This window comes from Streptomyces sp. NPDC006925, assembly GCF_042869575.1.
Lineage (GTDB): Bacteria > Actinomycetota > Actinomycetes > Streptomycetales > Streptomycetaceae > Streptomyces.
On record NZ_JBIAGB010000015.1, the window covers coordinates 68,992 to 86,024 of the forward strand.

Sequence of the window (17,033 nt, forward strand, 5' to 3'; positions counted from 1 at the left end):
TGAGAGCGCGGACGGCCCCATGTCCGGCCTGGCATGGGGCGGACCACACGGTACGACCGGAACAAGGCTCCCCACTTGCGTGTATCCGCCACGTCTTTCATCTGACCTCTGACCTGACGTGACAGCTCCTCTACAATCAGTTGCCGCCAGCCGTTGGTAGCGCAGCACCGATGCGCGGCACGGATCGCCACCGGCTGACGTACACCTGACGGGCCGCAGGGGGGGCAGATGACGTTCGACGAGGAGTGGACACACCTCAAATCGCCTGCACGGGACCGATCTCAGGACTCCCCGCATATGCAGTGAACGGCTACAACACAGAGAACCGGGGATCCCCGAACGGCGCCTACGCGCCTGATCTCACCGTCTATCAGAATGACTTGGGCGCGGTGGGCCACGACGCCTTCGAACTGCATCGGAAAATCCAGAAAGCAGCTGACATCGACGGCAAGGGAGTCGATGAATCGGGTCGCAGCACCACGGACAGTGCAGCGCGGGAACTGGACCAGTACAACTTCCAGATGGGCGCCGCCGTCCGGAAGACCGCGAAGACCTGGGACAGCCAGCGCAAGACGCTGCAGCAGGCATGCGCGCGTATCTCCAACCATCTGGACTATTCGAAGGCCGCCCACGCAAAGGAAGATCTCGAGATCGGCGCATCCCTCAAGTCAGGTTCAGGTGACCCTGTCTCCACTTCCGCCATCTACAAATGGATCAAATAGGGGGCATTATGGCTCGGCTTACCTGGAGGAACGCGTACCAGGTCGACCTCGGCCCCCTGAAGTCGACTGTCTCCGAATGGGGAACCATGGAGAGCAGGCTCGGCGAAGCAGCTTCCGAGGCGCACAGTGGCATGCTCAAAAAGGCGAACAGAGCACGGTGGTCCGGCGTGAACGCGGACGTGACGCGACCGTTCATCAACGGCGGTCGCAGACGAACTCACGGATGCGCATGTCGAATCCCGGGATCTGCATGAGAAATTGAGCGCTGCTTACAAAGCACTTAAGTCCATTCAGGATGACCTGCAGATGAAGGTCGATGATGCGCGAAGAAAAGGGATCGAAATTTCGGACGGCAAGGACGGGCAGATTCTTAGCTGGCGAATGGGCACAACAGGCCGTTCGTAGTTCCGGCTACTCGTCTGGAGTGGATCCCGAAGTTGTCGCCAGAAACATTGCACAAGAAGTAGCCGGAGGATACGACCACGGTGAAAAGCTCAGAGAGAACGGCTTCGACAATAAAGCACGACGTCCCTCGGAGTAGTGCTACTGGATCTATAACGGCCGCCCTGGGAATTTCCTTCTTGCTTGCGCTCGTGTCGGGGTGCGGTGGACCTGAGCGAGAATATCGTGTACCCCGCAGCCTGTGCGGGATCCAAGTTGCGCCGGAGTCGGTGGAGCCTTTTCTGTCGGGCGGGAAAGAGATAAGCGAGAACGATTGGACAGGAACGGAGAAAATCGGCACCAGTTCGTGCACGCTGAGCGTGGATGGCGAATGGGAGTTCAAGATTGAGGGCGTGTGGGCGCTGCGCAAGGACCTGGAGGTGCGAGGCTACGGCATTAACTACCCCACCCGTATACGAGGCGGAAAATACATCGTAGGTGAAAGAGCGGCGGCAACTCATTTCTCTTGCTTCAACCCAAAAGCACGCCTCGGCACCCCTACTCCTCCAGGAGAGAAGCACAAGACGGTACCGGCCGACACCTACGTGATCGAAGTCGACGCCAGGAGCCAGCCCGAGGATCGGGAGGAGAGCAAGAAGGCGATGGAGCGCTTCATCGTCCCCTTCACCAAGGAACTCAAGAAACAACTCCCCTGTCAGGAACGGGAGTAGGCACGCACAGCACGGCGGGCCACACCCTCGAAGAGTGCGGCCCGCCGTCGCGCTGTCGGTCCGGTCAGTCGCGGATGAGCGACCGCAGGACGTACTGCAGGATGCCGCCGTTGCGGTAGTAGTCGGCCTCGCCGGGGGTGTCGATGCGGACGGTGGCGTCGAACTCGACGCCGGTGTCCGTGGTCACCTTCACCGTGGCGGGGACGTCACCGTCGTTGAGGGCGGTGATACCGGTGATGGAGAAGGTCTCCTCGCCGGTCAGTCCCAGGTCGAGCGCCGAGCCGCCGGTGGGGAACTGCAGCGGCAGGACGCCCATGCCGATCAGGTTCGAGCGGTGGATGCGCTCGTAGGACTCGGCGATGACGGCGCGCACGCCGAGCAGCGCGGTGCCCTTGGCCGCCCAGTCGCGGGACGAGCCGGAGCCGTACTCCTTGCCCGCGAGGATGACCAGCGGGGTGCCCTGCGCCTGGTAGTTCTGCGAGGCGTCGTAGATGAAGGAGACCGGCGCTCCGTCCTGCGTGAAGTCCCGGGTGAAGCCGCCCTCGGTGCCGGGCGCGATCTGGTTGCGGAGCCGGATGTTGGCGAACGTGCCGCGGATCATGACTTCGTGGTTGCCGCGGCGCGAGCCGTAGCTGTTGAAGTCGCGGCGCTGGACGCCGTGCTCGGTGAGGTACTGGCCCGCCGGGGTGTCGGCCTTGATGGCGCCGGCCGGGGAGATGTGGTCGGTGGTGACCGAGTCGCCCAGCTTGGCCAGCACCCGGGCGCCGGAGATGTCCGTGACCGGCGCCGGCTCCATCCCCATGCCCTCGAAGTACGGGGGCTTGCGGACGTAGGTGGACTCGGCGTCCCACTCGAAGGTGTTGCCGGTGGGCACGGGGAGGGCCTGCCACTGGGCGTCGCCGGCGAAGACGTCGGCGTAGTCCTTGGTGAACATCTCCTGGCCGATGGCGGAGGCGACGACCTCCTCGACCTCCTGCTCGGAGGGCCACAGGTCGGCCAGGTAGACGGGGTTGCCGTCCTGGTCGGTGCCCAGCGCGTCCTGGGTGATGTCCACCTTCATGGACCCGGCGAGGGCGTAGGCGACCACCAGCGGCGGGGACGCCAGGTAGTTCATCTTGACGTCGGGGTTGATCCGGCCCTCGAAGTTGCGGTTGCCGGAGAGCACCGAGACGACGGCCAGGTCGTTGTCGTTGACGGCCTGGGAGACCTCCTCCGGCAGCGGGCCGGAGTTGCCGATGCAGGTGGTGCAGCCGTAGCCGACGAGGTTGAAGCCGAGCTTGTCCAGGTACGGGGTGAGCCCTGCCCGGTCGTAGTAGTCCATGACGACCTGCGAGCCGGGGGCCAGGGTGGTCTTGACCCAGGGCTTGCGGGTGAGGCCCTTCTCCACCGCCTTCTTGGCCAGCAGCGCGGCGCCGACCATGACGTACGGGTTGGAGGTGTTGGTGCAGGAGGTGATGGCCGCGACGGCGACGGCGCCGTGGTCGATCTCGTAGGTGACCCCGTCGGGACCCGTGACCTGGACCGGCTTGCTCGGCACGCCGTTGGAGACGGCCGGCGCGTCGGAGGCCGGGAAGGACTCCTTGCCGGCCTCGTCGGTGTCCGCCTCGGAGACGTAGTTGACGACGTCCTGGCCGAACTTGTGGGCGGCGTCGGCGAGCGCGATGCGGTCCTGCGGGCGCTTCGGGCCGGCGATGGAGGGGACCACCGTGGCCAGGTCCAGCTCCAGGTACTCGCTGTACTCCGGCTCCTGGGCCGGGTCGTGCCACAGGCCCTGCGCCTTGGCGTACGCCTCGACGAGGGCGAGCTGCTCGGCGCTGCGGCCGGTCAGCCTGAGGTAGTTGATGGTCTCCTCGTCGATCGGGAAGATCGCCGCGGTGGAGCCGAACTCCGGCGACATGTTGCCGATCGTGGCGCGGTTGGCGAGCGGCACGGAGGCCACGCCCTGACCGTAGAACTCCACGAACTTGCCGACGACACCGTGCGCGCGCAGCATCTCGGTGATGGTGAGCACGAGGTCGGTGGCGGTGGTGCCGGTGGGCAGTTCACCGGTGAGCTTGAAGCCGACGACCCGCGGGATGAGCATCGAGACCGGCTGGCCCAGCATCGCGGCCTCCGCCTCGATGCCGCCGACGCCCCAGCCCAGCACGCCGAGGCCGTTGACCATGGTGGTGTGCGAGTCGGTGCCGACCAGCGTGTCGGGGTACGCCTTGCCGTCCCGCACCATGACGGTGCGGGCCAGGTGCTCGATGTTGACCTGGTGCACGATGCCGGTGCCGGGCGGGACGACCTTGAACTCGTCGAAGGCGCCCTGGCCCCAGCGCAGGAACTGGTAGCGCTCGCGGTTGCGGCCGTACTCCAGCTCGACGTTCTTCTTGAACGCGTCGGAGGTGCCGAAGGTGTCGGCGATGACGGAGTGGTCGATGACCAGCTCGGCCGGGGCGAGCGGGTTGATCCGGTCGGCGTCGCCGCCCAGCTCCTTGACGGCCTCGCGCATGGTCGCCAGGTCGACGACGCAGGGCACACCCGTGAAGTCCTGCATGATCACCCGGGCCGGGGTGAACTGGATCTCCTGGCTGGGCTGCGCCTTGGGGTCCCAGCCGCCGAGCGCGCGGATGTGGTCAGCGGTGATGTTCGCGCCGTCTTCGGTACGGAGCAGGTTCTCCAGCAGGACCTTCAGGCTGTACGGCAGCCGGGCGGAACCCTCTACTTTGTCCAGCTTGAAGATTTCGTAGGACTCGTCGCCCACCTGCAGCGTGCTGCGGGCGTCGAAGCTGTTCGCCGACACGACAGTCTCCTTCAGTGCCTTGAGTGCATCGGCCGCCGGTGCGCTATGGTGAGCGGGAGATGAAGTTAGGCAAGCCTTACCATCCTTACCGAACCGGTTCTCGCCCTGCGACAGCGACCGCGACGTATGCCGTCGCCAGTTATCTCGATGTCGAGATAACTCTAGTACACCGACCGGCCGCCGGTCATGCCTGCCCCCGGTGACCGCTCTCATCCAATCGAGGCGTTTACTCAGCGAACCCGGTCGTTTCGCCTTCTGCCTCAGTGAACCCAGCCGTACGGACTAAACGCGCCGGGAGCACGGGTGGCCGTACCGGCTGGGGCCGGGGTGGATCCCGCGGGGCCGTACGCGGAGGAGCACTCGGCGCGGTGCGAGGCCGGCCGGCTCGCCAGGACCGCGAGCGGTGGACGCGGTCATGCCGCCAGGCGGGCGCCACGGCGCCAGACGGCGCGCGTGTTGAGGGTGTCGCTGATGTCGCTGGTCGGGTCGCCGTCGACCAGCAGCAGGTCGGCGCGGAGCCCCTCGGCGATGCGGCCCCGGTCGCCGAGGCGGAAGCGGCGGGCCGTGGTCGCTGTGGCCGCGCGCAGGGCCCGTGCGGGCGTGAGACCCGCTGCCACGAGGTACTGCAGTTCGTGGTGCAGGCTCGCTCCGTGCGCCAGGCCCCCGAAGAACGTTTCGGGCATGGAGACGTCGGTGCCGGCCAGCACGTCGACGCCGGCGGCGTCCAACGCGCGCACGGTGTCGTACACGTCGTCGAGCCTGCCTTGCGGGTAGCGGTTGTAGCTGGAGCGAAGGGTCCGGTCCCACTGGGGGTCGAGACGTGCGGCGACCCGGGGATCGTCGGCGAGTGCGCCGCCGGTGCGCCCCATCATCGAGGCGTTGAGGGTGATGCAGGGGATGACGAACATGCCCGCGTCCTTGATGAGGGCGATGATCTCGGCGGTGTGCGGCTGATCCATGAACACGTGCGTGACGCCGTCGACTCCGGCTTCGGCGGCCGCCCTGGTCGCCTCCACGGTCAGCGCGTGGGCCACGGTGAGGGCGCCGTACTTCTCGGCTTCGGCCACCCCGGCGTTCACGGTGGCCTGGTCGAGCACGGGCAGCCCGGGGTGTCCCTCCACGCTGCCGTCGTCGATCATGAACTTGATGAAGTCGGATCCCCGGGCCAGGAGCTGGGGCACGAAGGCCGCCGCTTCCTCGGCCGTGGTGGAGAACGGCATCAGGGGCATCACCGGTGGCAGCTCCCACTTCGGCCGGAAGCCCTCCGGCATCAGCTCGCTCGGGTGACCACCGGGCGGCGTGATGGCGAAGCCGGAAGAGCGCACGTCGGCCACGGTGTCGTCGTCGGTGATGGCTCCCCGGTTCTCCCGTGTGTTCATGCCCTGCATCTCCAGTTCGGTCGTCACCCCGAACCGCAGGGCGAGCGCCAGGGAACCGGGGGCGGAGTGGACATGGGCGTCGATGAGTCCCGGCAGCAGTGTGGCGCCGCTGCCGTCGACGATCTCGCTGCCCCGAGGGGCGTCACCGCCGACACGGGCGATCCTCCCGCCGTCGAGGACCACGGTCTGCACGCCCGCCGACTTCTCTCCGTCGAAGATGTGCGCGTTGGTGATCGCGGTGAGCGTCATGGCAGTCCGTCCCGTTTCCTCGCCCGTCCCTATTTACATATCTGATGCTATGCACTTGCTCAACGGTATGCAAATGTGCCGGCCGGGCCTAGACTCGGTCGCATGAGCAGCGCGTCCTCCTCCGAGCAGCGTTCCGACGACCGGGCGCTGGACCAGATCGGCCCGGCTCTGTCGCGCCTGCGCCGACGCGCACCGGCATCCGGCAAGGACCTGTCCCGCAACCTCGTGCTCAACGTCATCGCCGACGCGCCGGGCGAGACGACGGTCGGTGGCCTCGCCGCCGAGATGGGCGTCGCCCAACCGGTGGCCAGCCGGACCGTCGCCGCGTGCATCGAGGACGGGCTGCTGCGCCGGGCGGCGTCCCAGTCCGACGGGCGCCGCACCGTACTGGAACTCACCGAGCACGGCGAGGCCGAACGCAACCGCTTCGCCGCCGAACAGCGCACAGCGTTCCTGGAGATCACCACCGCCTGGACTCCGGAGGAACGGATCCAGTTCGCACGCCTCTTGGCCCGATACGGGACCGACGCCACCGCATGGTCCAGAAGGCAGGCCACGAGCCGCGACTGAACGCAACCCTGCAGGCCGCTCCGTCGCCGCTTCGGCGGCGGACCGGTGACCCTGCTTTCTCCGGATGACCGCATCGGACGCAGATCGGACGCAGGGGCGGCGCCACCCTGCCACCCGGCCAGGGCCGCTGCGGGGCGCGGTCCTGGCCGAGTGGCCTCGAAGGGGCAGGTGACGGGCGGCAGGAGACGCCCGCCCCGTGGCGGATCCCAGATCCAGGTCGGCACGCCCCCCGCGGCATAGCGCGCGCCGAAACCTCCGTGGGGCAGGATCTCGGCGACGGTGGCGAGGTCGGCGTCGGTGAGGGTGAGATCGGCGGCGCCGGTGTTTTCCTCGATACGCTTCGGGCTGCGCGTACCGGGGATGGGCACGATGTGCTCGCCCCGCGTCAGCAGCCAGGCCAGGGCGAGTTGGGAGACGGTGGCCCCCTTGGCCGTCGCCAGGGTGCCGAGCCGGTCGACGGCCGCGGCGTTCTTGCCGAAGTTGTCCGGCTGCCAGCGCGGGTCGACGTTGCGGATGTCGCTGCCTTCGTACTGTCCGGCGGGCTTGGCGGTGCCGGTGATGAACCCGCGGCCGAGGGGGGAGTAGGCGACGAGGCCGATGCCGAGTTCGTCCAGGAGGGGGAAGAGCTGCTCGACATCGCGTTCGAACAGGGAGTACTCGGTCTGCAGGACGGAGACCGGCTGCACAGCGTGCGCCCTGCGGATCGTCTCGGGTCCGGCCTCGCTGAGGCCGAAGTACCTCACCTTGCCCGCGTCGATGAGTTCCTGCACGGTGCCCGCGACCACCTCGATGGGCACCTTCGGGTCGACACGGTGCTGGTAGAAGACGTCGATGTGATCCACGCCGAGATGGCGCAGGCTGTTGTCGGCGACCTTGCGGATGTTGTCGGGCCGGCTGTCGAGCGGGCCGCCGATCTGCTCCTGGGGCACCGACATGTCGACGCCGAACTTGGTGGCCAGGACCACGTCGTCGCGGAAGTCCTTGACCGCTCTGCCGACCAGCATCTCGTTGGATCCGGTGCCCCAGCCGTACATCTCGGCCGTGTCGAAGAAGGTGACGCCCAGGTCGTGGGCGCGGCGGAGGGCGGCGACGCCGGCCTCCGTGTCGGTGGGTCCGTAGGCCATCGTCAGGCCCATCGCGCCGTAGCCGATGGCCGAGACCTCCAGACCCTGGTTTCCCAGTGTGCGGTTCCGGATGATGCGCTCCTCTGCGTGGGGCACATGGTGCCGTGTGATCGATGAGACGTGCCCGTCCGTGCGCCGAACCCGCTTTTCCTGCCGCATGCGGTCGCCTGGCGCGGGCCAGCCGGCGAGGGCGGCGGTCACCCGTGACCTCCTGGCCCGCGGGCGCCGTTCGCCGGTGCGGTCTGGCCCGCGGGCGCCATACGCCAGTGCGGTGACCGGGCTGTCGGGTCAGCGCGCTGCGGCGGCCAGCCCGGCGCGGTGGATGCGGGCGTGCTCGGCGACGCGTCGGCCGAGGTGGCGGGCGGTGCTCAGGTCTGCGTCGTGCACCGCGGGGCTGTCGTTGAAACTCTGCGCGCCGGCCCCGAGATAGAAGCCGAGGCGGTTGTCGTCCTGGGCGGTGGAGGTGGTGGTGTTCCAGCCCGGCAGAAGGTTCAGGCTCACCCAGAGCATCCCGTGCTGGGCCGCCAGAAGTGAGAGGTACTGCAAGGTGTGCAGCTTGTCGCCGCTCATGGAGCCGGAGTTGGTGAATCCCGCCGCGAGCTTGTCGCTCCAGGCACGGGTCATCCACCGCTTGCTGGTGGCCTCGGCGAAGGCGTGGAACGCCCCGGACGCGGTGCCCATGTAGGTGGGGGTGCCGAAGACGATGGCGTCCGCGGCGTCCAGCAGTTCCCAGTCGGCGTCGCCGAGGGAGGCGATGTCCACCCGGTGGACCCGGGTCCCGGTGGCGGAGCGTGCGCCGTCCTCGACGGCCGCGGCTATCTGTGCGGTGTGGCCGTAGCCGGAATGCGACGCGATGACGATCGATACATCTGACATGGGTGTTCCTCTCCTGCCGCGGATGGCGGCGTCCGGGATGGGTGTCGGCGGGCGAGCGGCCGCCCGCCTGGGCGGCCGGCCGCGCTGCTCCACGAGTCGGCGACCGGCCGCCCGGGCCAGGTACGACGCAGGCCCCGGTGCCGCGTAACGGTGCCGACCACCAGCGATCTGAATCACTGTTCCGCTTATGAGCGTAGCACCGATAATTCGATGTTACGCACATTGCGATATCGTTGTTCCATGAGCGAGGAACGACGCGCCGTACGGCGCCAGGTGCTGCAGGTGGCGGCCGAGCTCCTGGAGAAGGGCGGCAGCGAGGCGGTCTCCACGCGCGCTGTCGCCGCAGCAGCGGGTGTCACGGCCCCCGCGCTGTACCGGATGTTCGGCGACAAGGACGGACTCCTGGCCGAGCTGGCCGCCTACGGGTTTGAGATGTACCTGACCGAGAAGCGGGAGGCCCTGGCCCTGACCCACGACGATCCGGTGGCCGATCTCTACCGGGGCTGGGACCTGCACGTCGACTTCGGAGTGCAGCACCCGGCGTTCTACATGCTCATGTACGGCACCGTGCAGCCCGGACGCCGGCCTCCCGCCGCGGACGAGGCGCACGCCCTGCTGGTGGCTCTGCTGCGCCGCGCGGCCGAGGTAGGGCGTCTTCGGGTGCCGGTGGCAGGGGCGACCCGGATCATCCATGCGGCGACGACGGGTGTCACGCTCACGCTGATCGGAGAGGAGCCCTCGCAGCGGGACCTGACCACTTCGGCACGGCTGCGCGACACCGTCATCGCCTCCGTCATCACGGACCCGCCCGCCTCGTCCGGATCGGACCTGGCCTCACACGCACTCGCCCTCGACGCCGCACTGGAGACCGCGCTTGCCGACGGACCCGGTGCCGCAGGCGCCGCGGTGCCTCTGCGCGCCACGGAGACGGCTCTGCTGCGCGAATGGCTCCAACTGCTCGGCGGCTGAACCGGCCGCGGGCCTGTGGCGCCGAGCTGGAGGTGGACGAAGGTGCCGACATGGCCGACGGGGTGTTCGTGGCCCGGCAGGCGAGTCCTCGTCCTTCCGGCTTGCGCGAGCCGCCGAGACCAGGACCTCGGCCATCGCCCGCATCATGGTGGCCGCGACGGCACCGCAGGACGGACGGAGGTTCGCGGAGCCCGCGGACAGCAGGCGGTTCCGCCCCGCCCCCCGGCTCAAACGGCCGTTCCGGGCCCTTCGGGAAACAGGCCGTTCGGGGCTGCGTACCCGAACGCGCGCCGCATTCCCTGGACCCGCGGCCGCGGCTGTCGCACAGTGTCCCCGTGTCCACCGCGAACCCGCACGAACCCGCACCCCGGGGTGCCGGGGAACCGTCCGAACCCGCACTGAAACGCGCCATCGGCCCCAAACTGCTCATCCTGTTCGTGATCGGCGACATCCTGGGCACCGGCATCTACGCCACCACCGGCAAGGTCGCCGGAAAGGTCGGCGGAGCCCTGTGGCTGCCGTTCGCGATCGGATTCGCGGTGGCGCTGCTGACAGCCGCCTCGTACGTGGAACTGGTGGGCAAGTACCCGAAGGCGGCCGGAGCGGCGCTCTACACGCAGCGCGCGTTCAAGGTGCCGTTCCTGACGTTCATCGTCGCCTTCATGGTGATGTGCTCGGGGCTCTCCTCCGCGAGCGCGGCGGCGCTGGCCTTCAGCGGCGACTACCTGGACGAACTCACGGGCGGATCCGTACCGCCCACACTGGTGGCCGTCCTGTTCGTGCTGGCCCTGGCCGCGCTGAACCTGCGCGGCGTCTCCGAGTCCGTCAAGGCCAACGTCGTCTTCACCCTGGTGGAGCTCACCGGGCTCGTGATCATCCTCGGCATCGGCGTCGCCGCCGTCCTGTCCGGCACCGGCGAACCCTCCAGGCTCGGCGACCTGGAGACCGGGGGCACCGGGTACGCGCTGTTCTCCGGGGTGCTGGGCGCCACCGCGCTGGGCTTCTTCGCCTTCGTCGGGTTCGAGGACTCGGTCAACATGGCCGAGGAGACGGTGGACCCGCAGCGCACGTTTCCCCGCGGCATCTTCCTCGGCGTGGCGGTGACCGGAACCGTCTACGTGCTCGTCGCGCTGGTCTCCTCGCTGCTCGTCCCGACGGCGACGCTGGAGGGGTCCAGCGGACCGCTGCTGGAGGTGGTCAAGGCGGGCGGCGTGCACTTCCCGCAGCAGCTCTTCGCCGTGATCGCTCTCTTCGCCGTCTCCAACTCGGCCCTGATCAACATGATGATGGCCTCGCGGCTGTGCTACGGCATGGCCAACGAGCGCATCCTGCCCCGGGCCATGGGCAGAGTGCTACCCGGGCGCCGCACACCCGTCGTCGGCATCGTCTTCGTGACCCTGCTCGCCCTGGGGCTGGTGTCGACCGGCGAGATCGCCGGACTGGGCGACACCACCTCCTTCCTGCTGCTGTGCGTCTTCGCCGTGGTGAACGTGGCGGTGCTCGTACTGCGCCGCGACCGGGTCGAGCACCGGCACTTCCAGGTACCGACCCCGCTGCCGGTGCTGGGCGCCCTGACCGCGCTGATCCTGGCCAGCCCGCTCGCGGACCGGGCCACCGGGGTCTACGTCAGGGCGGGCATCCTGGTACTGCTCGGTATCGCGCTGTGGGCGGTGAACGCGCTGGTCCGCAAGGCGGGCGGCGAGAGCTGAGCGACGGGGCACGGCACCCGGCGCGGGCACACGGGGCCAGCCGGGGACATCAGCACCGACACCCGGCACCCGACTGGGGGAACCGCCCGCGCCCCCTGCCCATGCGGCCCGTACTGTCCGTACGAAGGGTCGCCGAGGGCCCGCCCCCGACATCACTGCACCCGGACTGCACCCGGCGGAGCCCGCCCGCAACCCGGATGCGGCATTCAGGCGGTTACCGGCGAATCACCACCGCCACACCACCCCCCGGTGCGCTCGTATCTCAGATCTGAGATAGATTCGTCTCCATGACCGACGACTACCTCGCCCGTATTGGGCAGTTGATCCGTGACGCCCGTCAGCATCGAGGCTGGACCCAGTCGCAACTGGCGGAAGCGCTCGGCACCAGCCAGAGCGCCGTCAACCGGATCGAGCGCGGGAACCAGAACATCAGCCTTGAGATGATCGCCCGGATCTCCGAGGCTCTGGACAGCGAGATCGTGTCCCTGGGCTACTCCGGACCGATGCACCTGCGCGTGGTCGGCGGGCGGCGGCTGTCCGGCAGCATCGACGTCAAGACGAGCAAGAACGCGTGCGTGGCGCTGCTCTGCGCCTCACTGCTCAACTCGGGTCGTACGGTACTGCGTCGGGTCGCGCGCATCGAGGAGGTCTACCGGATCCTGGAGGTGCTCTCCTCCATCGGCGTCCGCACCCGGTGGATCAACGGCGGCGCCGACCTGGAGATCGTGCCGCCCGCCGAACTGGACCTGGACTCCATCGACCACGAAGCCGCGCGCCGCACGCGGAGCATCATCATGTTCCTCGGCCCGCTGCTGCACCGCATGGACCGCTTCCGCCTCCCCTACGCGGGCGGCTGCGACCTGGGCACCCGCACCGTCGAGCCGCACATGAGCGCGCTGCGCCACTTCGGGCTGGCGGTGACCGCGACGGAGGGCATTTACCACGCCGAGGTGGAAGCGGGCGTCGCCCCCGCCCGGCCGATCGTGCTGACCGAACGCGGGGACACCGTCACCGAGAACGCCCTGCTGGCCGCGGCCCGCCACGACGGCGTCACGGTCATCCGCAACGCCTCGTCCAACTACATGGTCCAGGACCTGTGCTTCTTCCTGGAGCAGTTGGGCGTCCGCGTCGAGGGCGTCGGCTCGACGACGCTGACGGTGCACGGCGTGCCCGTCATCGACACGGACGTGGACTACTCGCCCTCCGAGGACCCGGTCGAGGCGATGAGCCTGGTCGCCGCCGCCGTCGTCACCGAGTCGGAACTGACGGTGTGCCGGGTGCCGGCCGAGTTCATGGAGATCGAGCTGGCGGTGCTGGAGGAGATGGGCCTCGACTTCGACCGCAGTGCGGAGTACCCGGCCGACAACGGGCGGACCAGGCTGATCGATCTGACCGTGCGGCCCTCCAAACTCGAGGCGCCCATCGACAAGATCCACCCGATGCCGTTCCCCGGCCTCAACATCGACAACGTCCCCTTCTTCGCGGCTATCACCGCCTCCGCACAGGGCAAGACCCTCATCCACGACTGGGTCTACGACAACCGCGCCATCTACCTCACCGACCTCAACCGGCTCGGCGGCAGGCTCCAGCTCCTGGACCCGCACCGGGTCCTGGTCGAGGGCCCGACCCGCTGGCGGGCCTCCGAGATGATGTGCCCCCCGGCGCTGCGCCCCGCGGTGGTGGTCCTGCTGGCGATGATGGCCGCGGAGGGCACCTCCGTCCTGCGCAACGTCTACGTCATCAACCGCGGCTACGAGGACCTGGCCGAACGTCTCAACGAGGTGGGCGCCCAGATCGAGACGTTCCGCGACATTTGATATGACGATGCCGCCGCACCCTGTCTGACCTGCTACCTAGCAGGTCAGGGAGGGGTGCGGCGGCATCTCTGGGACTTCTCTGGGGCTTTGGGCCCGCGGCGGGCTAGGAGTTGTCTTCAAATGTCACGCCCACATCAGGAGCGAGGCGAGGGTGACGGCTGCTTGGTAGGACTCGGCGGTCTTCTCGTATCGGGTGGCGATGCCGCGCCACTGGTCGGGTAGCCGGGTCACGTCGCCGTGACCCGGCCCCCTCAGAACCGGACGTGCCTGTTTCCAAGCATCACGGCTCAAGCAAGCCCGAAGGCTTCACAGTTTCTGCTCATTTCCGGTCGCTGTCGCCTGCGTGATGCTGGCGATGGCATTCCGAGTGGACGAGCCGAAGATTCTTGCTCTCATCAGAGCCGCCGTGCCGCCGGTAGGCGAAGTGGTGTTTATGCAACCGCTTCTTCATCGCGTCGAACCAGTCAATCCACTCGCGTGGACTGTCAGGCTCATATTCCGCGCCGGCGATGAGCGCTTGACCGCACAGTGGGCAGATGCCCTTCTGGCGGGCTGCCAGAGTAAGGCTGATCTTGTCCATCGGTGGTGGTGTGCGCGTCTGACGGCGTTGGCTCCAGTAGTCGAGGAGGGCGGGGTCGTCAGGTGACGACTTCCCCCTGACCAACTGATGCCGCCTGATGTTGATCCAGGCGAACTTGGGAAGGTGTGCGCCCGTGGCACGGTCACCGAATACCCAGTTGTTCATCTTGGATCGGTTGAGCCTGCCGAAGTACTTGTTCACGATCCAGTACTTCGACTTCTTCGGGTGGGTGCGCTTGGCCCACTTGTAGGTGAGCGTCCACACATAGCTGCCCAACGCCGAGAACGTCCGGCTGGACACCACTGTCCGGTAATACGCGGACCGGCCCCTGACGATAGGGGACAGACGGCGTAGTACGACTGTGATATTCTGCCCTAGGAGGGCTTGCATCTCGGATCTCAGTCGATTCCGGACTCTCTTGACCGCGTCCTTGCTGGGCGTGATGATCAGGCTGTCGCCATGGCGGCGGATGTTGAACCCCAGGAAATCGACCCGTCCGACAGATGGAGGATTCGCGTCTTCTCCTCGTTGAAGCGAAGTCCTCGGGGTTGCAGTCATTCCGCCAGGCGTGCCTTGACGGTCTCCGCCTCCTCCTTGCTCGTGCAGAACACGGCGAAGTCATCGGCGTAACGCACCAGGATCGGAGTTCCTTTCGCAGCCCACATGACCTTTCCTTTGCGGGTAGCGAAGCGGACTCCTGCGGCCTCCTCCATCCCGTGGAGAGCGATGTTGAGCAACAAAGGACTGATCACTCCGCCTTGAGGGGTTCCCTCCTCGGTCCGGGTGAAGCGTCCATCATCGACCACACCAGCCTTCAGCCACTGCCGGACTAATTCCCTGGCTGGGAATTGCCCGACGGCTTCGAGCAGGTGGTGATGGTCGATGCGGTCGAAAGCAGCGGCCAGGTTGGCGTCCAGTACCCACTGGCGCTTTGCCGCCTTGCCCTTCGCGGTGCTGAAGATCGCCTGGATGGCGTCGTGGCAGCCGCGGCCCGGCCGGAATCCGTAAGAACGTGATTCAAACCGAGCTTCCCACTCAGGCTCCAGCGCGTTCTTCACACGTGCTTGGATGGCCCTGTCACGCATGACAGGGATTCCGAGTGGTCATTGCTGTCCGTTGCTCTTTGGGATGTAGACCCGCTTGACGGGCTTGGCCCGCCAGGGTTGTGTTTGGCCGTCAATTTCGACTGCCATCCGTGCTCTCGCCTTGGGAGTGAGAGCACGTTCCCTGTCGATCCCTGCCGTCTTGCGACCTCTGCTCTGCTGTGTCACCCGCTTCACGCTCACGAGCGTGTTGCTGCGGCTTCTCAGCATGAGCTTTTGCAGATTGCGGACCTTCTTGAGGTCCCCTTCCTGTGTCGCTTTGAAGATCCTCTGTCTCAGACGCCGTACGTTCTCCTCGGCTTCAGCCCAGTTGATGCTGTGCCAGTCGAGATGTCCGCCCTGGGGTCCGTTCGCTATGGAAGTCCGAACAGGATTGGGTAACTCCAACTGTAAGTTCCTCCTTCGCGTCTAACTTGTCCGCCAGGTTCCGGCTGCTTTACTCGGGATACTGCAAAGGCTCACCTGGTCCACGTGGGCACCCTTTCGGGTCGGGTCACTGGGACCCGTATCCGGCGGGTTATGACCGGAGGCATGAAGGTTGCCTCCATCTTTCCCCTGATCTTTCGATCTACCGGCATTCGCTTCTTGGGCCATCCTGTTCCCGCTGGAGAATTTGGCCTTCCTCACGGTTGGCTTACCGGGCCATGTCCCGGACTCCATCGGGGTTTCCACGTTCCACACACGTAAGTTGCGACTGGGGTGGGTGCCCCCTCTATCCCGGAACCGGCGGTGTCCTCCTCCCGACCTAAAATCCTCGGGAGTCGCCTGGCGTATTCCAACGCCGGGTTCTGTAGCTGCCGACTACAAACCACCAGACAGCTTCAACCTTACGAGACATCAACGGGGGTTCACGCGGTTCACCCGTCCAGCCTTTCCCTCGCCTGTTGCTTCCCGGCGGCCGGGAAACTCTTGGGCTTGAACGCTCGGCTTCACACCCCACCGTTACCAGCGGCGCATGTGAGCGCGGGAACGGATACGGACACTAATCCGGGGTCAGCACATCTCTCCTTCCTTCGTGGCTTTCCCACTTAACGTGTGCGACTTCGTGTCGCACCTTCAGACGGTTGAAGCAGCGTTCGACCACGTTGCGCCGCTTGTAGAGCTGCTTGTCAAAGGCCGGCGGACGCCCTCCGTGGCTGCCCCGTCGAAGGCGCTTGCCGATCTGGTCGGCCCGCTCGGGAATGGTGTGGGCGATGCCCCGCCGTCTGAGCCAGGTACGGATGGCTTTGGAGCTGTAGCCCTTGTCGCCGAGCACGTGAGCGGGACGCAGGCGAGGGCGTCCCGAACCGCTCCGGGGTACCCGGATCGCGTCCATCACGGTGGTGAGCTGGGTACAGTCGTTGGTGTTCCCACCGGTGACGGTGAGGGCCAGCGGGCGGCCGAGAGCGTCGCAAGCGAGGTGGATCTTGCTGGTCAGACCGCCTCGGGAGCGTCCGAGTGCGCCGGTGCTGAGCCCCCTTTTCGGGCCCCGGCGGCGTGCTGGTGGGCGCGGACGACGGTGGAGTCGACCGACACCAGCCAGTCGATGTCCCCGGCCGCATCCGCCTGCGCCTGGGCGGCCCGGAGCATCCGCTCGAAGGTGCCGTCCAGAGCCCACCGGCGGAAGCGGGTGTGCAGCGTGGCCCACGGTCCGTACCGCTCGGGCACGTCCCGCCAGGCGGTCCCGGTGCGGAACTTCCACACGATTCCGTTGAGCACGGTGCGGTCATCCAGCCGCTTGCGACCACGCGACGACTCGGGCAGCAGCGGCCGGACGAACTCCCACTCGGCATCCGACAGTTCATGACGACGTATCACCCGACCATGATCCACCACGCAAGATCATTTGAAGACACCGCCTAGCATGAATGAGGTCGAACTCGTCGTGGTCGTACGGGAGGAAGACGGGCGGGTCGGATTAGGCCCGCCCGATGACGGCAGTCTGGACCTTGTGGGTGTCTTCCTCGTCGGCGAATGCTGTCACGACACGCTCCGGGGCGATGGGGCAGTGCAGCGGGTAGATCGTGATGCGCGCTTTGACGACCTGGCGCTCTGACCG

The 17,033-nt window shown here is 67.2% G+C and carries 10 protein-coding genes and 3 pseudogenes; 7 read left to right on the forward strand and 6 right to left on the reverse strand.

Annotation, left to right across the window (positions count from 1 at the left end; genetic code table 11):
- The first annotated feature begins 302 nt into the window (after positions 1-302).
- Both ACFYNS_RS20680 and ACFYNS_RS20685 read left to right on the forward strand, forming a co-directional pair.
- Positions 303-722: a hypothetical protein gene (locus ACFYNS_RS20680; RefSeq protein WP_388604363.1), complete on the forward strand. Its 420-nt coding sequence runs from the start codon at positions 303-305 to the stop codon at positions 720-722.
- 671 nt (positions 723-1,393) lie between these two features.
- A complete protein-coding gene (locus ACFYNS_RS20685; protein WP_388604365.1) occupies positions 1,394-1,834 on the forward strand; it encodes a hypothetical protein in 441 nt (146 codons plus the stop codon).
- A gap of 64 nt (positions 1,835-1,898) precedes the next feature.
- On the opposite strand, the gene acnA is transcribed toward ACFYNS_RS20685, so the two are convergent.
- Positions 1,899-4,619, reverse strand: a complete 2,721-nt coding sequence (gene acnA, locus ACFYNS_RS20690) for an aconitate hydratase AcnA (RefSeq protein ID WP_388604366.1) — start codon at positions 4,617-4,619, stop codon at positions 1,899-1,901.
- A 413-nt stretch (positions 4,620-5,032) separates the two neighbouring features.
- The gene (locus ACFYNS_RS20695) at positions 5,033-6,247 is read right to left on the reverse strand and encodes an amidohydrolase family protein (RefSeq protein WP_388604368.1); all 1,215 of its coding nucleotides are present in this window, start codon (positions 6,245-6,247) and stop codon (positions 5,033-5,035) included.
- A gap of 102 nt (positions 6,248-6,349) precedes the next feature.
- On the opposite strand from ACFYNS_RS20695, the gene ACFYNS_RS20700 reads away from it, so the two are divergent.
- On the forward strand, positions 6,350-6,817 hold the full coding sequence (locus ACFYNS_RS20700) for a MarR family winged helix-turn-helix transcriptional regulator (protein WP_388604456.1): 468 nt from the start codon (positions 6,350-6,352) through the stop codon (positions 6,815-6,817).
- A gap of 212 nt (positions 6,818-7,029) precedes the next feature.
- Here ACFYNS_RS20700 and ACFYNS_RS20705 read toward each other — a convergent pair.
- A pseudogene (locus tag ACFYNS_RS20705) lies at positions 7,030-8,013 on the reverse strand (aldo/keto reductase); the annotation flags it as partial.
- A 216-nt stretch (positions 8,014-8,229) separates the two neighbouring features.
- A complete protein-coding gene (locus ACFYNS_RS20710; RefSeq protein WP_388604370.1) occupies positions 8,230-8,817 on the reverse strand; it encodes a flavodoxin family protein in 588 nt (195 codons plus the stop codon).
- Between the two features lie 240 nt (positions 8,818-9,057).
- Between ACFYNS_RS20710 and ACFYNS_RS20715 the strand changes: the two genes are divergently transcribed.
- From ACFYNS_RS20715 to ACFYNS_RS20725, 3 genes are all read left to right on the forward strand, one after another.
- Complete coding sequence (locus ACFYNS_RS20715; protein ID WP_388604371.1) at positions 9,058-9,786, forward strand: TetR/AcrR family transcriptional regulator; 729 nt, start codon at positions 9,058-9,060, stop codon at positions 9,784-9,786.
- Positions 9,787-10,121: 335 nt separating this feature from the next.
- Positions 10,122-11,495, forward strand: a complete 1,374-nt coding sequence (locus ACFYNS_RS20720; protein ID WP_388604373.1) for an APC family permease — start codon at positions 10,122-10,124, stop codon at positions 11,493-11,495.
- A 287-nt stretch (positions 11,496-11,782) separates the two neighbouring features.
- The gene (locus ACFYNS_RS20725; RefSeq protein ID WP_276477352.1) at positions 11,783-13,312 is read left to right on the forward strand and encodes a UDP-N-acetylglucosamine 1-carboxyvinyltransferase; all 1,530 of its coding nucleotides are present in this window, start codon (positions 11,783-11,785) and stop codon (positions 13,310-13,312) included.
- Positions 13,313-13,631: 319 nt separating this feature from the next.
- Here the strand turns inward: ACFYNS_RS20725 and ltrA are convergent.
- Positions 13,632-15,382: pseudogene (gene ltrA / locus ACFYNS_RS20730) on the reverse strand (group II intron reverse transcriptase/maturase).
- 649 nt (positions 15,383-16,031) lie between these two features.
- Positions 16,032-16,792: pseudogene (locus ACFYNS_RS20735) on the reverse strand (IS5 family transposase); the annotation flags it as partial.
- A 46-nt stretch (positions 16,793-16,838) separates the two neighbouring features.
- Here ACFYNS_RS20735 and ACFYNS_RS20740 point away from each other — a divergent pair.
- A complete protein-coding gene (locus ACFYNS_RS20740) occupies positions 16,839-17,030 on the forward strand; it encodes a hypothetical protein (RefSeq protein WP_388604375.1) in 192 nt (63 codons plus the stop codon).
- Positions 17,031-17,033 lie beyond the last annotated feature (3 nt).

Coding starts and splice junctions, on each gene's coding strand:
- ACFYNS_RS20700 (WP_388604456.1), top strand. CDS start 6,350: ATGAGCAGCGCGTCCTCCTCCGAGCAGCGTTCCGACGACCGGGCGCTG.
- ACFYNS_RS20710 (WP_388604370.1), bottom strand. CDS start 8,817: ATGTCAGATGTATCGATCGTCATCGCGTCGCATTCCGGCTACGGCCAC.
- ACFYNS_RS20740 (WP_388604375.1), top strand. CDS start 16,839: ATGAATGAGGTCGAACTCGTCGTGGTCGTACGGGAGGAAGACGGGCGG.
- ACFYNS_RS20715 (WP_388604371.1), top strand. CDS start 9,058: ATGAGCGAGGAACGACGCGCCGTACGGCGCCAGGTGCTGCAGGTGGCG.
- ACFYNS_RS20725 (WP_276477352.1), top strand. CDS start 11,783: ATGACCGACGACTACCTCGCCCGTATTGGGCAGTTGATCCGTGACGCC.
- ACFYNS_RS20695 (WP_388604368.1), bottom strand. CDS start 6,247: ATGACGCTCACCGCGATCACCAACGCGCACATCTTCGACGGAGAGAAG.